Source organism: Bartonella sp. AP21QHHD (assembly GCF_042196205.1).
Classification (GTDB): domain Bacteria; phylum Pseudomonadota; class Alphaproteobacteria; order Rhizobiales; family Rhizobiaceae; genus Bartonella.
Genome location: NZ_JBHIPT010000011.1, coordinates 67,317 through 85,540 on the forward strand (window position 1 = coordinate 67,317; position 18,224 = coordinate 85,540).

At 38.0% G+C, this 18,224-nt stretch carries 7 protein-coding genes and 1 tRNA gene; 2 read left to right on the top strand and 6 right to left on the bottom strand.

The genetic code is table 11. From position 1 onward, the window contains the following. Nucleotides 1–1,198: 1,198 nt before the first annotated feature. The 5 genes from pncB to aroA form a co-directional block, all read right to left on the bottom strand. Nucleotides 1,199–2,503: a nicotinate phosphoribosyltransferase gene (gene pncB, locus ACFIMC_RS00690; protein ID WP_375611404.1), complete on the bottom strand. Its 1,305-nt coding sequence runs from the start codon at nucleotides 2,501–2,503 to the stop codon at nucleotides 1,199–1,201. A gap of 132 nt (nucleotides 2,504–2,635) precedes the next feature. Further along, on the bottom strand, nucleotides 2,636–11,206 hold the full coding sequence (locus ACFIMC_RS00695; RefSeq protein WP_375680931.1) for a GH36-type glycosyl hydrolase domain-containing protein: 8,571 nt from the start codon (nucleotides 11,204–11,206) through the stop codon (nucleotides 2,636–2,638). Nucleotides 11,207–11,432: 226 nt separating this feature from the next. Then, nucleotides 11,433–13,133, bottom strand: a complete 1,701-nt coding sequence (gene rpsA / locus ACFIMC_RS00700; RefSeq protein ID WP_026500132.1) for a 30S ribosomal protein S1 — start codon at nucleotides 13,131–13,133, stop codon at nucleotides 11,433–11,435. Between the two features lie 131 nt (nucleotides 13,134–13,264). After that, a complete protein-coding gene (cmk, locus tag ACFIMC_RS00705) occupies nucleotides 13,265–13,912 on the bottom strand; it encodes a (d)CMP kinase (protein ID WP_375611402.1) in 648 nt (215 codons plus the stop codon). Then, on the bottom strand, nucleotides 13,909–15,237 hold the full coding sequence (gene aroA / locus ACFIMC_RS00710) for a 3-phosphoshikimate 1-carboxyvinyltransferase (RefSeq protein WP_375636359.1): 1,329 nt from the start codon (nucleotides 15,235–15,237) through the stop codon (nucleotides 13,909–13,911). Before aroA ends, cmk begins: the two co-directional genes overlap by 4 nt. Nucleotides 15,238–15,424: 187 nt before the next feature. Between aroA and ACFIMC_RS00715 the strand changes: the two genes are divergently transcribed. Continuing rightward, on the top strand, nucleotides 15,425–15,805 hold the full coding sequence (locus ACFIMC_RS00715; protein ID WP_375611400.1) for a TIGR02300 family protein: 381 nt from the start codon (nucleotides 15,425–15,427) through the stop codon (nucleotides 15,803–15,805). 117 nt (nucleotides 15,806–15,922) lie between these two features. Next, nucleotides 15,923–15,998 (top strand) — tRNA-Ala (locus ACFIMC_RS00720). Between the two features lie 1,599 nt (nucleotides 15,999–17,597). Here ACFIMC_RS00720 and ACFIMC_RS00725 read toward each other — a convergent pair. Further along, nucleotides 17,598–18,185, bottom strand: coding sequence for a hypothetical protein (locus ACFIMC_RS00725; RefSeq protein ID WP_375612813.1), 588 nt, complete (start codon nucleotides 18,183–18,185; stop codon nucleotides 17,598–17,600). Nucleotides 18,186–18,224 lie beyond the last annotated feature (39 nt).

The window sequence follows — 18,224 nt, forward strand, 5'->3', positions numbered from 1 at the left end:
GTATGAATCTCTACATATACATCATTGAAAAGTCATTGATATGATAGACATTTCGTTTGTTTTCATATCTCTTAATGAGGATATAATACAAAGCTTACTAAATACCCTCATTTTTATACTTATACAGTTAAGAAGCCGGTCTATTATATCAATCTTTAAGGTTACATCTGTTCTTAACTTAAGAATAATTCATAAGAAACAACAGAATTTTTCAAATGGTTTATACATACACGCATTCTCATTATAATATGCGAATAAATAATTTCTCTGTCTTGATATAAAGCTTATTCGAAATAAAAATATTATTGCATTCTCTGTTTTTTAATGAAGTCATGCCCCTCACGTAAAACAAAAGGTCTCCCAAATCATGTTATTTACACATTTATTTTAATGAAACATTTCTCAACGCTTTACTCATTTCATAATAGCAGACCATACATGGATAAAGTAAAATCTCATTGTAACGTGTATAAAATCTATTTGAGCACCATCATCCTTGCCTTTCAAAATGCACACCAATAGTCACCATGCTATTTGTCATCCTCCAATGTTGCCTTAGTAATTCCTAATGCTACAATTATAGCTTGTCATCTGGTTTTGTATATTTTGACACTAGATTTTGTACCAATTTATTTTTTCAAAGAGTTTAAAGATGTTCTCAAAGGGTTTTGAAAGCCTTTTCTCATTTTTACTTATGGAAACGCACTTTTTTCTGATTTTCGGTAATTTTTGCAATTTTAGGTGTCAAAATCTATTTTGATAAAACGCGCATTGAATGGTCAAAATTGTACATAAAAACAACAAATTACCACGTATTCCTACTTAATCCAACCTCTTCCCACTTAGTATAAAACCTACTGTCAAACTACAACAATAACCCTTAGAACTTGAAAACCTTCATACATGCAAGGAGATGAGTGTGCTTGATTTAACAGGGTTAAAATGAGAAAATCTCCTTGGCTAAACTTCCTTGGCCCGTTAAGTATTTTTTTAATGCGTCGTAAATATTTTTAAGTCTTATCTATCGCGCCTTATGTAAGTGAAGCGTATGCGTGGTAGGCCAAGTAGAATCTGCTCAAAAACAGCCGAACTGTTTACAGACCAGCAAAGGTTAAGAATCCTCGTCCTTAGGGTAGGACAAAAATCAATCTTATAAACAATATGATGGATCAATATACTTGTTTTAAAGAACCGGAAACTATGTCTTTATAGGTCTAGCAATTCGTTTTTTATTACCAAAAAAATTGAGATAACGTTGTACTTCTTTTGAATCACCGATCGTTTTTTCAGGATTATCTGAAAGTTTTACGGCTGGTCGACCATTGGCATAGGTCACCTTACAAACAAGGGAAAGAGCATCAAGAGTTTCAATTTCCTGAGGTGCACAGCCTGTAAAATCATTGGTAAGATCCGTGCCCCATCCAAAACTCATGCGCACTTTACCATGGAAATGATGATAGGTTTTTTCAATTGTATTGACATCAAGAGCATCAGAAAAAATTAAAAGTTTTTTGCGTGGATCTTTTCCTTTTTCTTTCCACCATTGAATAATACGTTCACCACCTTCAATAGGAGGCGCACTATCGGGTCTGAAACCCGTCCAATCAGCGACCCAATCTGGTGCATTGCGTAAAAATTCTTCTGTACCAAAGGTATCAGGTAATACAATGAGAAGATTTCCACCATAATAACGATTCCAATCTTGCAAGACTTGATACGGAGCTCTGCGTAATTCATCATCATTGTTGCTGAGAGCCGCAATAACCATAGGCAATTCGTGTGCATTGGTTCCAAGAGCTTCTAAATCCGTATCCATGGCAAGAAGAACATTAGAAGTTCCAGTAAAAGAATGACCAATGCCTTCTTTTAATGCTTCCACACACCAGCGCTGCCATAAAAAAGAATGGCGACGCCTTGTCCCAAAGTCAGATATTTTAATATCAGGCAATTTTTTGAGACGTTCAACTTTACTCCACATTTTTGCTTTAGCACGCGCATAAAGTACATCAAGAGCAAAACGATCTAGTTTTTTGAGAGCAGCACGTGAACGTAATTCACTAATAATAGCAAGGGCAGGAATTTCCCACATGGAACTATGGGCCCAGGGTCCATGAAAATGAAGGATATATTGGCCATCTTTGCGGGTGAGTTCATATTCTGGAAGTTGAAAATTCTCAAGCCACTGAAGAAAATCCGGTTCAAAAATTTGTTTGCGTCCATAAAATGTATTACCAGCAAGCCAAATCATTTCTTTTTTTGTAAAGCGCAAACTAAGAGCATGATCAAGTTGGGCACGCAATTCACTCTCATCAATATCGTCGGCAAGACGTATTGTTTTAGAGCGATTTATGAGGGAAAAAGTAACATTAACATTAGGATATAACCCCCAAATCATCTGCACCATTAGAAGCTTATAAAAATCCGTATCAAGAAGTGACCGAATAATGGGATCAAGTTTCCAAGTGTGATTGTAAACACGTCTAGCAATATCCGGATGATTCATAACCTTTTTCTTTCATTTTCATAAAATCTAAAATATTATGCACCAACACGGCTAATATAGGCGGTGCAATATAACAACTCTACAGTTTTGGACAAGAATAAAAAGTCTGCTCTCTTTTTTCATCTTTAATCTTTAAGATTTGACAATACGTATAATTTCATGCTGACCTGTTTTTTGTAACTTTATCCCTATATGAACTTCGGTATATTCTTTGCTATTAATATAGAGCATATTTTTAGGTCCCCATTTTACTTTAATGCAATAAACGGCATCATAAAACTTCATTGTTGCTTCATATTTTGGCCAAATAGAGGGTAAATGTGGCTGCAAAAACAATAGGTCTCCCTGACGCTGTATTCCAAGAATAGCTTGTGTTGCGGCGCGATAAAACCAACCGGCTGAACCTGTATACCAAGTCCAACCGCCTTGACCACATCGTGGTTCAACAGCATAAATATCTGCGACCATTACATAAGGTTCAACACGATAAATTTCAGGATCTTGTCCATGGGTAATTGGGTTTATCATAGAAAATAAAGCATAAGCTTTATCGTTTTGTTCCATTTCAGCCAACGCAAAAATACTCCAAATGGCACCATGCGTGTATTGACCACCATTTTCTCGAATTCCTGGAGGATAACCTTTTATATAACCAGGCTCGAGCGTACCTTTATCAAAAGGCGGCCAAAAAAGGCGAATGAGTCCGCCTTTTTTATCATAGAGATGTTCCAACATTGATGTCATTGCTTGTTTTTGACGTTCAGGCGATGCCATTTGAGAAATGATAGCCCAAGATTGAGCAATGGTATCAATTTGACATTCATCATTGATTTTAGAGCCAAGAGGTGTTCCATCATCAAAATAACCACGTCGATACCAAGCACCATCCCAACCATTTTTCTCTAGGCATTTTGTTAAATGTTCAAGGTACGTACTCCATATTTGCATATGGCTATTGTCAGCACGTTTTTTGGCTAAAGAGATAAATGCTTGTAATGTGTACCCAAGAAACCATCCTAACCAAATGCTTTCGCCTTTTCCTTCCACACCGACCAAATTCATGCCATCATTCCAATCCCCACCTAAAATAAGAGGGAGACCATGTGGTCCGCAGCGTTTAATGGCAAGGTCTAAAGCTAAAACACAATGTTCATAAACTGTTGCAACCTTTGGGGATTGGGTGGGTTGAAAATAAGCATCCTGTTGCCCACTTTTGAGAACATCACCTTCAATAAAAGGAATGAGCGTATCAAGAAAAGCGTCATCACCAGTGGTAGTGACATAAAGAGCTGTTGCATATGCAAGCCAAACGATATCATCAGAAATGTATGTACGAACACCAGCATTTGTGTCAGGCAACCACCAATGTTGCACATCACCTTCAAGAAATTGGTGCGCTGCTGCATTTAACAATTGTTCACGTGCTAATTGTGGTTCCAGCAATAACAAAGACAAGCTATCTTGTAACTGGTCACGAAAACCAAATGCACCACTCGCTTGGTAAAAGCCTGCGCGTGCCATGATGCGGCATGCGTAGATTTGATAAGGAAGCCAATGGTTGACCATAAGATTAAAAGAAGCATCAGGTGTTTTGACTTGGAAAGGAGAAACAAAATCACTCCATTGCTGTTTTTGTTTTGTGAGCTGAATTTCAAAATCACTTGCACGTACTTGATTGAGTAATTTTTCAGCTTCTTGCCTATTTTCAGCACTGCCAAGATAGAAGATGATTTCTTTTGTTTGCCCTAGTTGAAGATCAATATCATAGGCGAATGCTGAACAAGGATCACATCCTGCTTCAATGGTATTCGAAAGAGCAGCGGCTTTACGGATCGCATTTGGACGTGTTACGGTTCCCGTTGCACCAATAAATTCAGCGCGATTGGTCGTAGTGCTGGTTGGCATTTCGGACGCTGATAAAAATGTAACTTGTTGAGATTTCTCGATGTGATAGGGATTTTGAATAAAATGTGCACCCCATCTGGTCTCATAAGAGGAAACAATAAAGGGGGCATATTTTGTACGGACATTTCCCAAAACCCATTCAACATAATTATAAAGGCGTAAACTGCGTGGTTTTTTCCCTTCATTCGTAAGGATAAGACGTGAAAAGCGAATAGGTTTTTCGGGATCAAGTGTATGAGTCAATTCTAATGCGATTTCTGAATGTGTTGATTTAAAAGTTGAGAATCCAAACCCATGACACGCCTCATAGACAATATTTTCGTCACATTCAACAGTAGAAACGGGTGAGAAACGTTTTAAAGACTGGCGATCAACCAGATAAAGAGCTTCTCCTGGTCGGTTAGACGTTGGATCATTCGCCCAAGGAGTTAGTTGATAATCGCGGCTATTGTTAGCCCAAGTAAAAATTGCACCTTCAGCAGAGACATGAAAACCAAATCTGTGATTAGCAATGACATTAATCCACGGATGCGGTGTAGTGGTACGTCCATGAAGACGTATTACATAATGATTGTGCTGATTAAAACCACCGTAACCATTCCAATATCTTAGATCTTCTCCATTTGGGAGAAAAGAGGATGGTTTTTGTTGGCTAATAAGACCAATGGAAGAAAAAAGATTTTGTTCAGTTTGTGTTGTAAATTGCTGTCCTTCGTTATATCTTGGCAAGTCTAATTGATCATAAGGTTCTTGATAATTTTTACGAACTGTGAGATTAAAATCATTCTCATCAAGTCGTTTAAGTTGTTCAGATAAAGAGCCATTTTGGGCATCAAGAACGATACGCGCTGATGCAAGAAGCGTTTTAAAACTCTGTTCACTCATTTGATCGCGTCGAAGCATGAAAATATGTTGGCGTTCATCTGCTTTTTGCGTGTGGTGATAATAAGATTCACAGACCCACTCAAGAGCGCGTTGTGTACTTTGTATATAAGAAAATGTTTGTTCATTAAGAATGACCAAATCAACAATGAGTCCACGCATACGCCAATATTCATGTGCTTTAAGGAGCTCGCGCAGTACAGTTATATTTCCCTCGTTATTTAATCTAAGAAGACAGAGTGGATTGTCTCCTGAGATAGACATGGGCCAAAGATTAGACTGTTTTCCTAGCGTTTTTGCTAATATTTCAGAAGGAAGACGCCACGTTCTTTCTGGATAAATAAGTGGTGTTGCATATTTTTGATAGACAATAGCTTCTTTAAGCTGGGTTCCGCTCTGATACAATGCGACTTGTGAGCGCGTCCATGCCATTGAAAGTTCTTTTTGAAACATATCAGGTTGTCGATAATGTTTAATATGATTATTTAGCGCTTCTTTTGTATGAGCAGCAAAAGTCCAAAAAATAAGTTCTGCTTTTTCATGGGCTGGAATTTTTATACGGCATCGCAATGACATAACAGGGTCAAGAACACAACCTTGACTGTTACTGAAACGAGCATTTTGGTCAAATGCAGCAGGACGATGAATGGATCGCCCCCGACCAATAAACAGAGAGCGATCTGTTTCAGCTTCTGTCTCTTGGAGAATATCTGTTGTACTAGAAACAAAATGAGCAACATAGATTTCAGGGTCACTAGGCGAGCGTTTGCGCCTTTTGGCAAAAATTGTTTTACCTTCTTCAGTAATTTCTGTCTCTATAAACATACGGGAAAAAACAGGATGAACTTGGTCTGTATCCATCGTGGCAAGTGCTAATTCACCATAAGAAGTCACTTCAATGAGTCGGTCTTTATTTGTCGTATTCATCAGTTGAATACGTCTCCCTTCGCCACATCCTTCAGATGTAATAAGACATTCAAGTGTTGATTTAATACCATCAACCATTTTTGTATATTCAGCCTTTTCATCTGTAAAAATGCTGACAGCGTCTTCTTCAATAACACGTGTTGGCTCACCAGTAACAGACCACCACCGTCCACTATGCGTATCACGTAAGAAGAATAAAGTACCTTGTTGATCTTCTGTTGCATCAGGAATAAAGCGCGTAATCGCATAATCGTGCCAACGACTGTAACCAGAACCGTTCGCTGTTAACATGGTAGAATAAAAGCCATTAGACAAAAGTAAAGTTGCTCGTGGTTTGAGTAACGGGTTTGTAATAATGCGCAAAGGGGCTGCGTCAAATGCTTGAGACTTATTGCGCATACGATTAACAGCTTTGGTATGAATAATAGGAATGAGATGAGGCGCTCTTTCCTGTAAGAGCAATTGTGTTGCTTCAATAACGGGATCACGGTGAAAACGATCACGCATTCGCCCTTGAAAAATAACATTGTTAAGAGCAAGAATAGACATGCCATGATGATGCGCATAATAATTGCGTACAATGGCGTATTTTTCCCCTGTTTTCACACGTGTTGGAGTAAAATCAACAGAGTCATAATAACCATATGTTCCTAAAGCTCCAAGATCACGGAGTCGTTTTAAATTAGCGACAGCGCAAGCAGGAGCATATTGTGCCGCTAGAAGGCTGGCATAGGGAGCAATGACAGCATTGCGTGAAAGACCACGTTGGAGTCCGAGGTTTGGAACACCAAAATGAGCGTATTGGTAATTCATTAAATGATCGCGAGCATTAAATGCGGCTTCTGAAATACCCCATGGCAATTCCCGTTTATGGGCATATTGTATTTGACAACGAATAATCAATCGATTTGTTTGATCTAGGAGAGATCCTAAAGGTTCATGCATTACGAGAGATGGCATAAGATATTCAAACATTGATCCAGACCATGATAGGAGTGCACCTTTCCCACCTATGGGTACGAGAAGTCTACCAAGACGAAACCAATGTTTAAGTTTTATATCTCCTTTTGCGATGGCAAAAAAGCTTGCAAGACGTGCTTCTGAAGCAAGTAGGTCATAACAATTTTCATCGAGTTTGTTTTCTTGAACACGATATCCTATGGATAAGAGATGCCGTTTAGGCTGTTCTAAAAAGTCAAATTTCATATCAAAGGCTATTTGCCGTGCCATTATAGCCAGCCTGTTTAGTTTTTTACTTAATTTTTCAGTATCACAATGAGCAGTCGCATCATTATGATGAGCGTTACAGGTGTCGATAAGGCATTTAGCCCAAGAAAGCGCACCAGCAGATTCTATCGTTTGAATTTTGTGGTCAAGTTCACCGACTAAGTGCACAATATCGTGGGCTGCAAGTGAAAGATCTATGATGTGAGAAGGGACCGTATTTTCTTGTTCTAAAAAAGTGAAGACAGAGTCATGAAAACGAGTGATGTTTTCTTCGATTTTTTGGCGTAAAGAGCGTAAACTGGGTTGATGATCTGGAATTTCTCTGACAGTTTCTTCAAGAATAGCAAGAACATCCGATAAGCCTTCTCGATCACTTTGGAAAAAAAGAGGCGGTTTTTCAGCCCATTCACTTAAAGCAGAAGAGAGTGTTACCAAATGACCGGCAAGATTTCCTGAATCAACGGTTGATACATAAGTAGGTAAAAGAGGCCTGAGTGTATCCGTTTCATACCAATTATAGAGATGACCACGAAACTTTTCCATTTTTGTAAGAGAGCGTAATGTACATTCAATACGGGTGATGGTCTCTTCAAAACCAATCCAGCCAAAATCACGTGCTGCAATAATAGAAAGGAGATAAACCCCAATATTCGTAGGCGATGTACGTTGAGCAACAAGAGGTTCAGGATCTTCTTGAAAATTATCGGGAGGCAAATAGTTGTTTTGTGCATTGACAAAGGTTGCATAATAAAGCCATGTCCGACGTGCAATAGAACGGAGTTTTTTTTCATCTTTTGAAGAAAGATCAAGGCTATCTTGAAAGGTTGAAGGTTGACTCACAATCCAAGCAATGAAGGGTGAAAAAAACCATGCTATCCCAAAAGGCAAAGCAACCAAGCTTGCAAAACTATCAGAAAAAAGAGGGAGTGCTATAGTAAGAATACCAATAAGCGATGCTGGTGCCATTGTAAAAACATAGAAACGCAAACTATTGGGTATTGATTTTGTTGCGGCAGAAGTTTTCCATTCAAGAAGATGCTGTTTTGAAATCGTCATACGATAGAGTGTACGAATAATCGCATCGGTCATAAAATACGCCGAATGAGCAAGAAACGTCGTTTTAAGAAATATATCAGCGCTTGTAAGAGCAATTTTGTTCCAAATTAATTGAAAATGTCCACGCAAAGAATGATCTATATTGGATGAGACAAGCGTTTTTAATACACATAGAATGGGTGAAATGAAGGAGCTAAACAACAAGAATAGTTGCCAGACGATTGCACTCTTTAAAGACAAAAAAGCCCATCCTGCAAATGCTGCGATTAACCACATAAGTGGCGTGAGAGAACGACGTAAATTATCCTGCATTTTCCAACGCGTCACGGAACTTATTTGACGGTGGGGAAAAAGATAAGGCAAAAGCTGCCAATCACCGCGGACCCAACGATGATAACGCATAACATCAATATTGTAAGCGGTTGGATAGTCTTCAATGACTTCTATGCTACTTACCAGAGCAGTACGAGCATAACCTCCCTCTAAGAGATCATGGCTAAGAATAGTATTTTCTTTAATTTTGCCATCAAGCGCTTGTTCAAATGCATCAATATTATAAAGACCTTTACCGATAAAGGTGCCTTCTCCTAAAAGATCTTGATAAGTATCAGAAACAGCAAAAACATAAGGATCAATGCCACGGTTTATAGAAAAAACCCGTTGGAGAATTGATGTTTTTTTTCCTGTTGTAAGAGAAGGAATAATGCGTGGTTGTAAAATGCTATAGCCCTTTACAACCTTTCCACTTTGTGGATCAAAAACGGGATAATTGAGTGGATGGTTAAGCTTTCCAACAAGTTTCGCGACGCTCTCTGGAGTAAGACGTGTATCACAATCCAGCGTCATAACAAAACGGCAATCCATGGGAAGATGTGGATTGGGAGGATAAAAGCTTGTATTTTTATCGCCTCTTAAGAGCCGATTAAGTTCATGAAGTTTTCCTCGCTTTCGTTCCCATCCCATCCAACATTTTTCGCTTGTATTATAAAGGCGTCGGCGATGTAAAAGGAAGAAAAGCGGAAGTTCATCACGATGATAACGACTATTGAGTTTATCAATACTCTTTTGCGCATAGTGCAATAAATCAAGATCATCTTGCGTTTCTCTCAATGGAGCATCCACCCAATCTGTAATGAGTGCAAAATGAATGGCACCTTTAGGATTGGAAAGATAGTGCACTTCAAGATTGCGCACTTGTTCATCAATGTCAGCGCGTGATGTCATCAAAGTAGGTACAACAACCATTGTCCGTGCATGTTTTGGAATACCTTCTTTATATTCATAACCAATGAGTTGTTTTGATGGGACAAACCACGAAACAACAGTGTTAAATAAAGCAAAAGCAGCATCGATAGCAGGAAAAAGCGCCAATCCAGTAAAGCAAAAAGACATCCATTGTGTCATGCCAGATAGCTGTAAAAGGGCGTAAATTACCAGCAAAAGAGCAAGCGTCAGAAGAGAGACAGGAACGGCGATGACTCTCAATTTTGAGCAACAGGAAGCGCGTGTCCATTTTATGAGAAAGGGCGGAATATACCCACAAGCCTTTTCAAATATGCCACGACCATCATCAACAAGGTACCACCCCACACAAGAATGATGAGGCATATCTTTAGAAGTGGAATTTGCCATTTCTACAACTTTATGTGCAACTTCCAGTTCACTAAGAGGCGAAAAGCGAGAAACTTTTTCAATGACTTGTCGATAAATATTGCGTGAGTGAGCATCAATTTCAGAAAAATCACTATTTTTACGCAAAATAGAATCGACACAACTCACTGTTTCAAACCATGCTGTCCAATCAACATCATCTATAGCTTTAAGAGAACAGATAATATTTCCCATGGTCACACCATCTGCTGCTTGTCGGGTATGTTCATCAGCTGTTGCAATCTCTAAGCTACTGCCTTGGCTTTTCAATTGCTTTTCAAGCCAAGTTAATGCTACGGTTGAATCGACAGATGCACTGCGCAGGCGATAGAATAAATGTGCTGAAAAAGTTGGATCAACAGTAAATGGTTTATACTGCGTAAAAAGAGAGTGTAGATTTGTTTTATTTTCTACAAGAGAAATTTTATCAGCTACTTGACTAGCAAGATGGCGCATATGTCGCGCTTTTTCGATACGTACTGAAAGACGACGGACATTTTCAATGAGCAGCATTTGCATAACTGAAGGAAGAGCCCACAATTCACCAATTGTGAGCGCACAAACTTCTTGAAATCCGTTGGTCATAGCCATGAGTGTTTCTTGTGAAAAGCTGCTATCGGTATGCGCAATATAAAGCCAAGTTAAAGCAAAAATTCGTGGTATTCCGGCTTTGTGTGTAGAAAGAGGAAGTTGCTTTATGAAGGACTTGGGTAGATTACGACGTAGCTTTTGTATGGTTTTATCAATGGTGTAATGATTATCAATGAGCCATTGAGCAGATGGTGCGATGGTTTCATCATTTCGAGCAGCAAAATCACTGGTATGAAAGGCATGAAGAATAAGTTTAGCATTTTCATTCAATCTCTTGCGAAAATCTCCTACTCCTTCATATTCAGGGAGTAAAATTTCTTTACCAGAAGCTATATCATGCCCTAAGTTATAAAGATCTTCCTGTACCTTATAAATTGCACGAAGAGGAAAATCCGTATTAATAAAATGATCTTTTTTCTCTTTTTGAGAAAAAAAGCACTTTATGAAAGGTATTATGCACGTCATAGTGTCCCATTGTTATTCAATTACATTGTTTTTTATTTAAATTTTAAGCATTTTATCTGAATAGTGAACCGTTGTTAGACAAAAAACAAACTTTTTGTTTTTATTTGCAAGCATTTATAATTTTTGTTTCAATAATTTAAAAATAAGCAGACAATTTTTTTATAAAATAAAAAGGTCACTCCTAATGAGTGACCTTAATAATAAAACCAACTTTAATGATTGATGATTAATCTTGTTCTTGTTTTTTCAAAGCTGCACCCAGAATATCACCAAGAGAAGCACCTGAATCTGTAGAACCATATTGTGCAACAGCTTCTTTTTCCTCTGCAATTTCTAAAGCTTTAATCGATACTGAAATTTTACGTGTTTTTTTATCAAATGCTGTGATGCGAGCATCAACCTTTTGCCCAATTGCGAAACGCTCAGGACGTTGCTCATCACGATCACGCGCAAGATCAGCACGCCGAATGGTTGTCTCAAGGTTGTGGTCAATCAATTTCACACCAATATCATTGTCGTTAACAGCAATCACTTCGCATGTTACAACTGCACCTTTTCGCAATTCGCCAGAAGCAGCTGCTTCTCCAACTTTATCGCTGGAAAGCTGCTTAATTCCAAGAGAAATGCGCTCTTTTTCAATGTCAACATCAAGGACCACAGCCTTAACGATATCGCCTTTATTATAAGTATCAATAACTTGTTCACCAGGACGGTTCCAATCAAGATCAGACAAATGAACCATACCGTCAACATCGCCTTCAAGCCCAATAAACAGACCAAATTCTGTTTTATTTTTAACCTCTCCTTCAATTTGCGAATTGACAGGAAATTTATTGGCAAAAGCTTCCCATGGATTTTCAAATGTTTGTTTTAAGCCAAGAGAAATACGCCGTTTAGAAGGATCAATCTCAAGAACAACCACTTCTACTTCTTGTGATGTAGACAGAATTTTTCCAGGATGAACATTTTTCTTTGTCCAGCTCATTTCAGAAACATGGATCAGCCCTTCGATTCCTGGTTCAATTTCAACAAAACCACCGTAATCAGTAATGTTGGTAACAGCACCCGTAATTTTTTTACCAATCGGATACCGGACACTGATGCTTTCCCAAGGATCACTTTCAAGCTGTTTCATTCCAAGAGAAATACGGTGCGTATCTTGATTAATGCGAATAATCTGCACTTTAATCGTTTGGCCAATTGTGAGCACTTCAGATGGGTGATTAACACGCCGCCATGCCATATCTGTAACGTGCAAGAGACCATCAATCCCACCAAGATCAACAAAGGCACCATAATCTGTAATATTTTTCACCACACCTTCAACGATTTGATTTTCTTCAAGATTTTGTACGATTTCTGAACGTTGCTCAGCGCGACTTTCTTCTAAAACAGTGCGGCGTGAGACCACAATATTGCCACGACGACGATCCATCTTCAAAATTTCAAAGGACTGTGAATTATGCATGAGGGGTGAAACATCACGAATGGGACGAATATCAACTTGGCTGCGAGGCAAGAAAGCAACGGCACCATCAAGATCAACTGTAAAACCACCTTTTACTTGGCTAAAGATCACTCCATCAACGCGTGCACCAGCATTGAATTTTTCCTCCAAACGGACCCAACTTTCTTCGCGCCGTGCTTTTTCACGCGATAAAACAGCTTCACCCATCGCATTTTCAATGCGTTCAATGTAAACCTCAACTTCATCGCCAACTTGCAAAGAACCATCTTTTGCTTTAGCTCCAAATTCTTTGAGAGGAATACGTCCTTCGACTTTAAGACCAGCATCAATAATGGCCATGTCTTTTTCGATTGCAATAACACGACCTTTAACAACAGATCCTTCATTAAGATCATTAGTTTGAAAAGATTCTGTTAAAAGGGCTTCAAAATCCGCTGTTGTGGGATTGTATTGTGACATAAGAACTCCTAATATATACCTTGTATTATAAGGTATGAGCGCTAGGTTAGTGTTAACATGAGTAACTCCCTAGCCTTTTCCTTGAATAAAGGAAAAAAGTTAGCGCTAGGCTGGAAGTTACCTTAACGAATTTATCCAATTATATGCATTTTTATGATTGGATCAACAAAACTGCATGCAATTTCAAATGTTGCTTCTATACTCAATTCTGACGTATCAAGCAAGTGGGCGTTTTTTGCTGGTTTTAGTGGACTTTGTTTGCGCGTTATATCGCGACTGTCGCGCTGTTCAAGTTGAGCTAGGATTTCATGATAATTTGCTTGAACACCTTTTTTTAAAATCTCTTGGTAGCGGCGTTTGGCGCGTGTTTGAACATTGGCTAGAATATAAAACTTGATATCGGCATCAGGACAAACAATCGTTCCGATATCACGCCCATCAAGCACACAGCCGGGCAAAACTTTAGCAAAGTTGCGTTGTTTTTCGACAAGAATTTTGCGTACAGCAGGGTTAATTGCTATTTTTGAAGCCGCTTCACCAAGTTCATGAGAAGAAAGAAGAGAAGGATTTAAGGTATTAAAATCAAGTTCTTTAGCATAAATAATAGCATTTTTTTCATCATTAAGAGCTAAATTTTGTTGTAAAAGCGTATGAGCAACACTACGATAAGTAAGACCAGTATCGAGATGACGAAGGCGATAATGTGCAGCAATTTTGCGTGCTAAGGTTCCTTTGCCTGAGGCAGCAGGTCCATCAATGGCGATAACAAAAGGCTTCAAGCGATTTTTCCCCCAAGTTGTTTTATAAAAGGAATAAATTCTGGAAAGCTCGTAGCGATCATTCGTTTATCATCAATGGTAACAGGTTTTTCTGACACAAGCCCAAAAATGAGAAAACACATAGCAATTCGATGATCAAGATGTGTGGCAACATACCCACCCCCCAAACCTTTGGCAGAACCTTTTCCATAAACAATAAGAAAATCTTGACCTTCTTCACAGTCTACGCAATTAATTTTTAATCCTTGAGCAACAGCAGACAATCGATCCGATTCTTTTACACGCAATTCTTCAATTCCTAGCATAACTGTTTTGCCTTCTGCAAAGGCAGCTGCTACTGCCAAAGCAGGATATTCATCTATCATCGATGGAGCACGTTCTTTGGGCACCGTAACGCCTCTAAGGACCGATGATTTTATCCGTAGATCAGCAACATCCTCTCCACCTGTTTGACGTCGGTTCAAAAATTCAATTTGAGCACCCATTTCCCACAATGTTTCGATAAGTCCTATTCGAGAGTTATTTATCAAAACATTTTCAATGGTGATATCAGAGTCTTCTATAAGAAGGGCTGCGATAATTGGAAAAGCAGCAGAAGAAGGATCACCCGGAATATGAATCGTTTGTCCAGTAAGATGGGATTGACCATTAAGATGAATCAAACGCGCACCTTCGTTATCTTTTTCTATTTCAAGTTGCGCACCGAATGCTTTTAACATTTTTTCCGTATGATCTCGTGTCAGAACTGGTTCAATAACAGTTGTAGTGCCGGCGGTATTGAGTCCAGCAAGCAGGATTGCTGATTTAATTTGGGAGGAAGCTATTGGAACACGGTAACGAATCGGATTAGCCATTTTCGGACCATAAAGCGTTAAAGGAAGGTGATCGTCACGCGTTGCCTCAATTTCAACCCCCATGAGACGCAGTGGATCAAGGATACGTCCCATTGGACGTTTAGAGAGAGAAGCATCACCAATAAAGGTTGTTTTCATATGATACGGACCAACCATTCCCATAACCAAACGAGCACCTGTTCCAGCGTTTCCAAAGTCTAAAGGTTTTTGTGCAGCTAAAAGGCAACCATTCCCTGTTCCTCGTATGATCCAGAAGTCTTCTTTTTTAATAATACAGGCACCCATAGCTTGCATAGCAGCAGCTGTATTGAGTACATCAGCGCTTTCAAGTAATCCATGAATATATGTCTCACCACTTGCTAATCCTCCCAATATAAGAGAGCGATGAGAGATTGATTTATCTCCTGGTATTTGAATTTTTCCAGAGAGACTACTCGATTTATAGGTGGTTATAGGGATTGCTTTTTGCATGGAAATTCTATTTAATTCTATCTAACTTTTATCAAATTGTGCATCCTTTAGCACATGCTTTAAAAGACGTCATGAAAAAATCACTGTGGAACAGTGTATTTATCTTTGACAAAGGTATTATTTTTCGATTAAGCACCATAAAATTTATCTTTTAATGGAATAATAGTTAATCAAAGAGGCACGGTTTATGGCAAAACAAGAACTTGGAACTAAACGTGTTGATCCAGAAACAGGAAAAAAATTTTACGATCTAAATCGCGATCCTATTGTGTCGCCCTATACAGGAATTTCTTATCCGCGTTCTTACTTTGAAGTTGCAGCAGCTGAAGCAAATAATGAAGAAGAAGTTGATACTGAAGAGCTTGATACAGCACTTGAAAAATCTGCTTTTATGCTTCTTGAAGATGATGATGTGGATTCTAAAGATGACGATCTTCCTGATTTAGAAGATAGTGATGTAGATCTTGGTGATGATGATGATACATTTTTGTCTCATGATGGTGACGATGAAGATGATGACGTTACTGATATTCTCGGAGGCGGTGTTTCTAATGATGACGATGCTTAAAAGAAGTAAAAGAGGACATCTTTTCCATTGAATGTAAATTCTTCTTGATCTTCAATTTTGATCGTTCTAGAAAAGCTGGAATTGTATACTGTCTTTTTGGGACAATTTGTTTTTATAGGGGCTATAGCTCAGCTGGGAGAGCGCTTGCATGGCATGCAAGAGGTCAGCGGTTCGATCCCGCTTAGCTCCACCAAAAAGACCAACTGTTCTATCAAGGGAATCAATTATAATAAAAGATGTGTGCATCAATTTAAAAGGTTTATGTGCTATTTAATTATCATTCCAATAGCGCCTGTTCCTTGCATTTTAATGATATTATAATACATTTTTAATCATTTGTTGGATTATAAAATTTACTGTCGCAACCGTGAAAGTAGATAATTTTTTTATGCTTTGCACAGAAATAGAAAATGAGCTGTTTAACCTGCGCCTTGTCTTAAAGGACAAAATTTGAATTTCCTTTACCACAATATTTCCACAAATATCATAATATGTTGGTTACCGGTATCTTTTTAAAAGATATGAAGTACTTAAACAAAGAGTAGAGAATAAAATATTAAAATATACTTCTCAATTATTGCGAATCAGAACTTTTTTCGAGTATTTTTAGCCTGATCAGATGTTCTGCCAATTAAAAATTATCCACCTTGAGTAGCGTATACCTGCTCAATACTAAGGTATATTAACACTTAAATAATATATTGAATCAATTAATTTTTTCCTTGCACGTCACAAACAAGGTCGAGGTGTAAGAGCAAAGTGGTGCCATCATTATATGTGCTAATTCCCAATGTTACGGATAATTCTTACATTTGAGAATGTATGTTCATAAAAAAACATTTTTAGTCTTTTCTTTCACAGTTTTTATCCACATACCCATTGTGCTTGTTATGTGCAAGCCAATGGTTTTATTGATTCAGCCTCAAGAAATCTGAAACGATAAAACCCTACGCCATTCGAGATTCTTACTTTAATATGAATAACGATATATTATCTTTATAAATCAACATCTTAAACCATTTAAGAAAAAGAATAAAAATGCTTCTCATAAATATTCTCAAATGCAAAAGCTATCACAACATTGGAGACTGACTTGTTACTTCATAGGCGTTACAAATCTTTCTCTGAATACTCCCTACCCTGAGTATTCATTGTGTGTAAAGTTGCATATACCTTATCATCCTATAAACGGGAGTGTTTTTACAATACAATAAGATAACTTCTTTCAATTAAGATGAACTGGATGGACGAGTATGTTTTATTTCATACAATACTAAATACACTTAGTTTTTTTGAAGACTGTAGCGCCCTCTTTATACAAAACAACGTTTTTTCGTTTAATGCATTTCTCGTTTTTTTATATTGAATATTTTACCCTTTTTATGATGCCCGAATTGCATTTGTTTTAATTGCTATTTTATACGCTTAACAAAGAAAATATTCATATAATAATCAGCCAGTAATACGCATAATGAAAATAAAAAATGATATTATATTTTAAAATTTTTCTTCAATAACCTCTAGTACTTAGCCCAATGCGAAATGCCAACACTAAATAGAAGATGGTTTCTATTATAAATTTTTTTAACAAAGGAGGTAAAAATGTCGAGAGTATCTTCAAATATATTGTGTATTGCAAAAGCTTTCTGTCGCTTGAGTTTATTCTAAAAAATAACAATTTATTTCATTGAACGATCGGAAAAACGACACTATTTTATCATATTATGCGGAATTTTGCTTTTGAATAATTTTATCCCATCAATTCCCTGATTGAGATTTTCAAAAATCTTCCCTAATGCCATCCACATCTTTTTAATTGCTGTTCATAGAGCCTCGATATCCTTGCCATGCGCTGTGCTGTCTGTGAAAGCGCAGCACTGACATGCCCACCACTACGTGCATAAGCACCATGCCCCATATGATAATTTAAATAAAGGCTATATGCATCATCAAACCTCACCCCATTGCGTTGAACACTTTGGCTATGATACCAAGCAACAAAATCAGCAGCATCTGCGAAATTCGTACGCCATGCAAAAGACTTTCCTGTAGAGCGAAGATACATTGCCCATGTACTATCAAGCGCTTGAGCATAACCATAAGCTGTCGACCGACGCTTCCATGGAATAAAACCAAGTAGTTTTTTGCGTGGAGGACGTGCATTGTGACGAAAGCTCGATTCCATCTTAATGGTTGCAAGAATAATAGGCATAGGAATTCCATAGCGCATTTCCGCTCTTTGAGACACCTTACCCCAATTGTCAAAAAAACCATTTTTTTGTGCTAAAATAGCACAAGCATTATTTGTGTGGATGGGAGTGGTTGTTGCACATCCCTCTAGCAAAAACACCAGTGCCCCTAAAAACAAAAGGTGTCGCATATTCCTATTCCTCTCGTTTAAGAAATAAAACAAGATAGA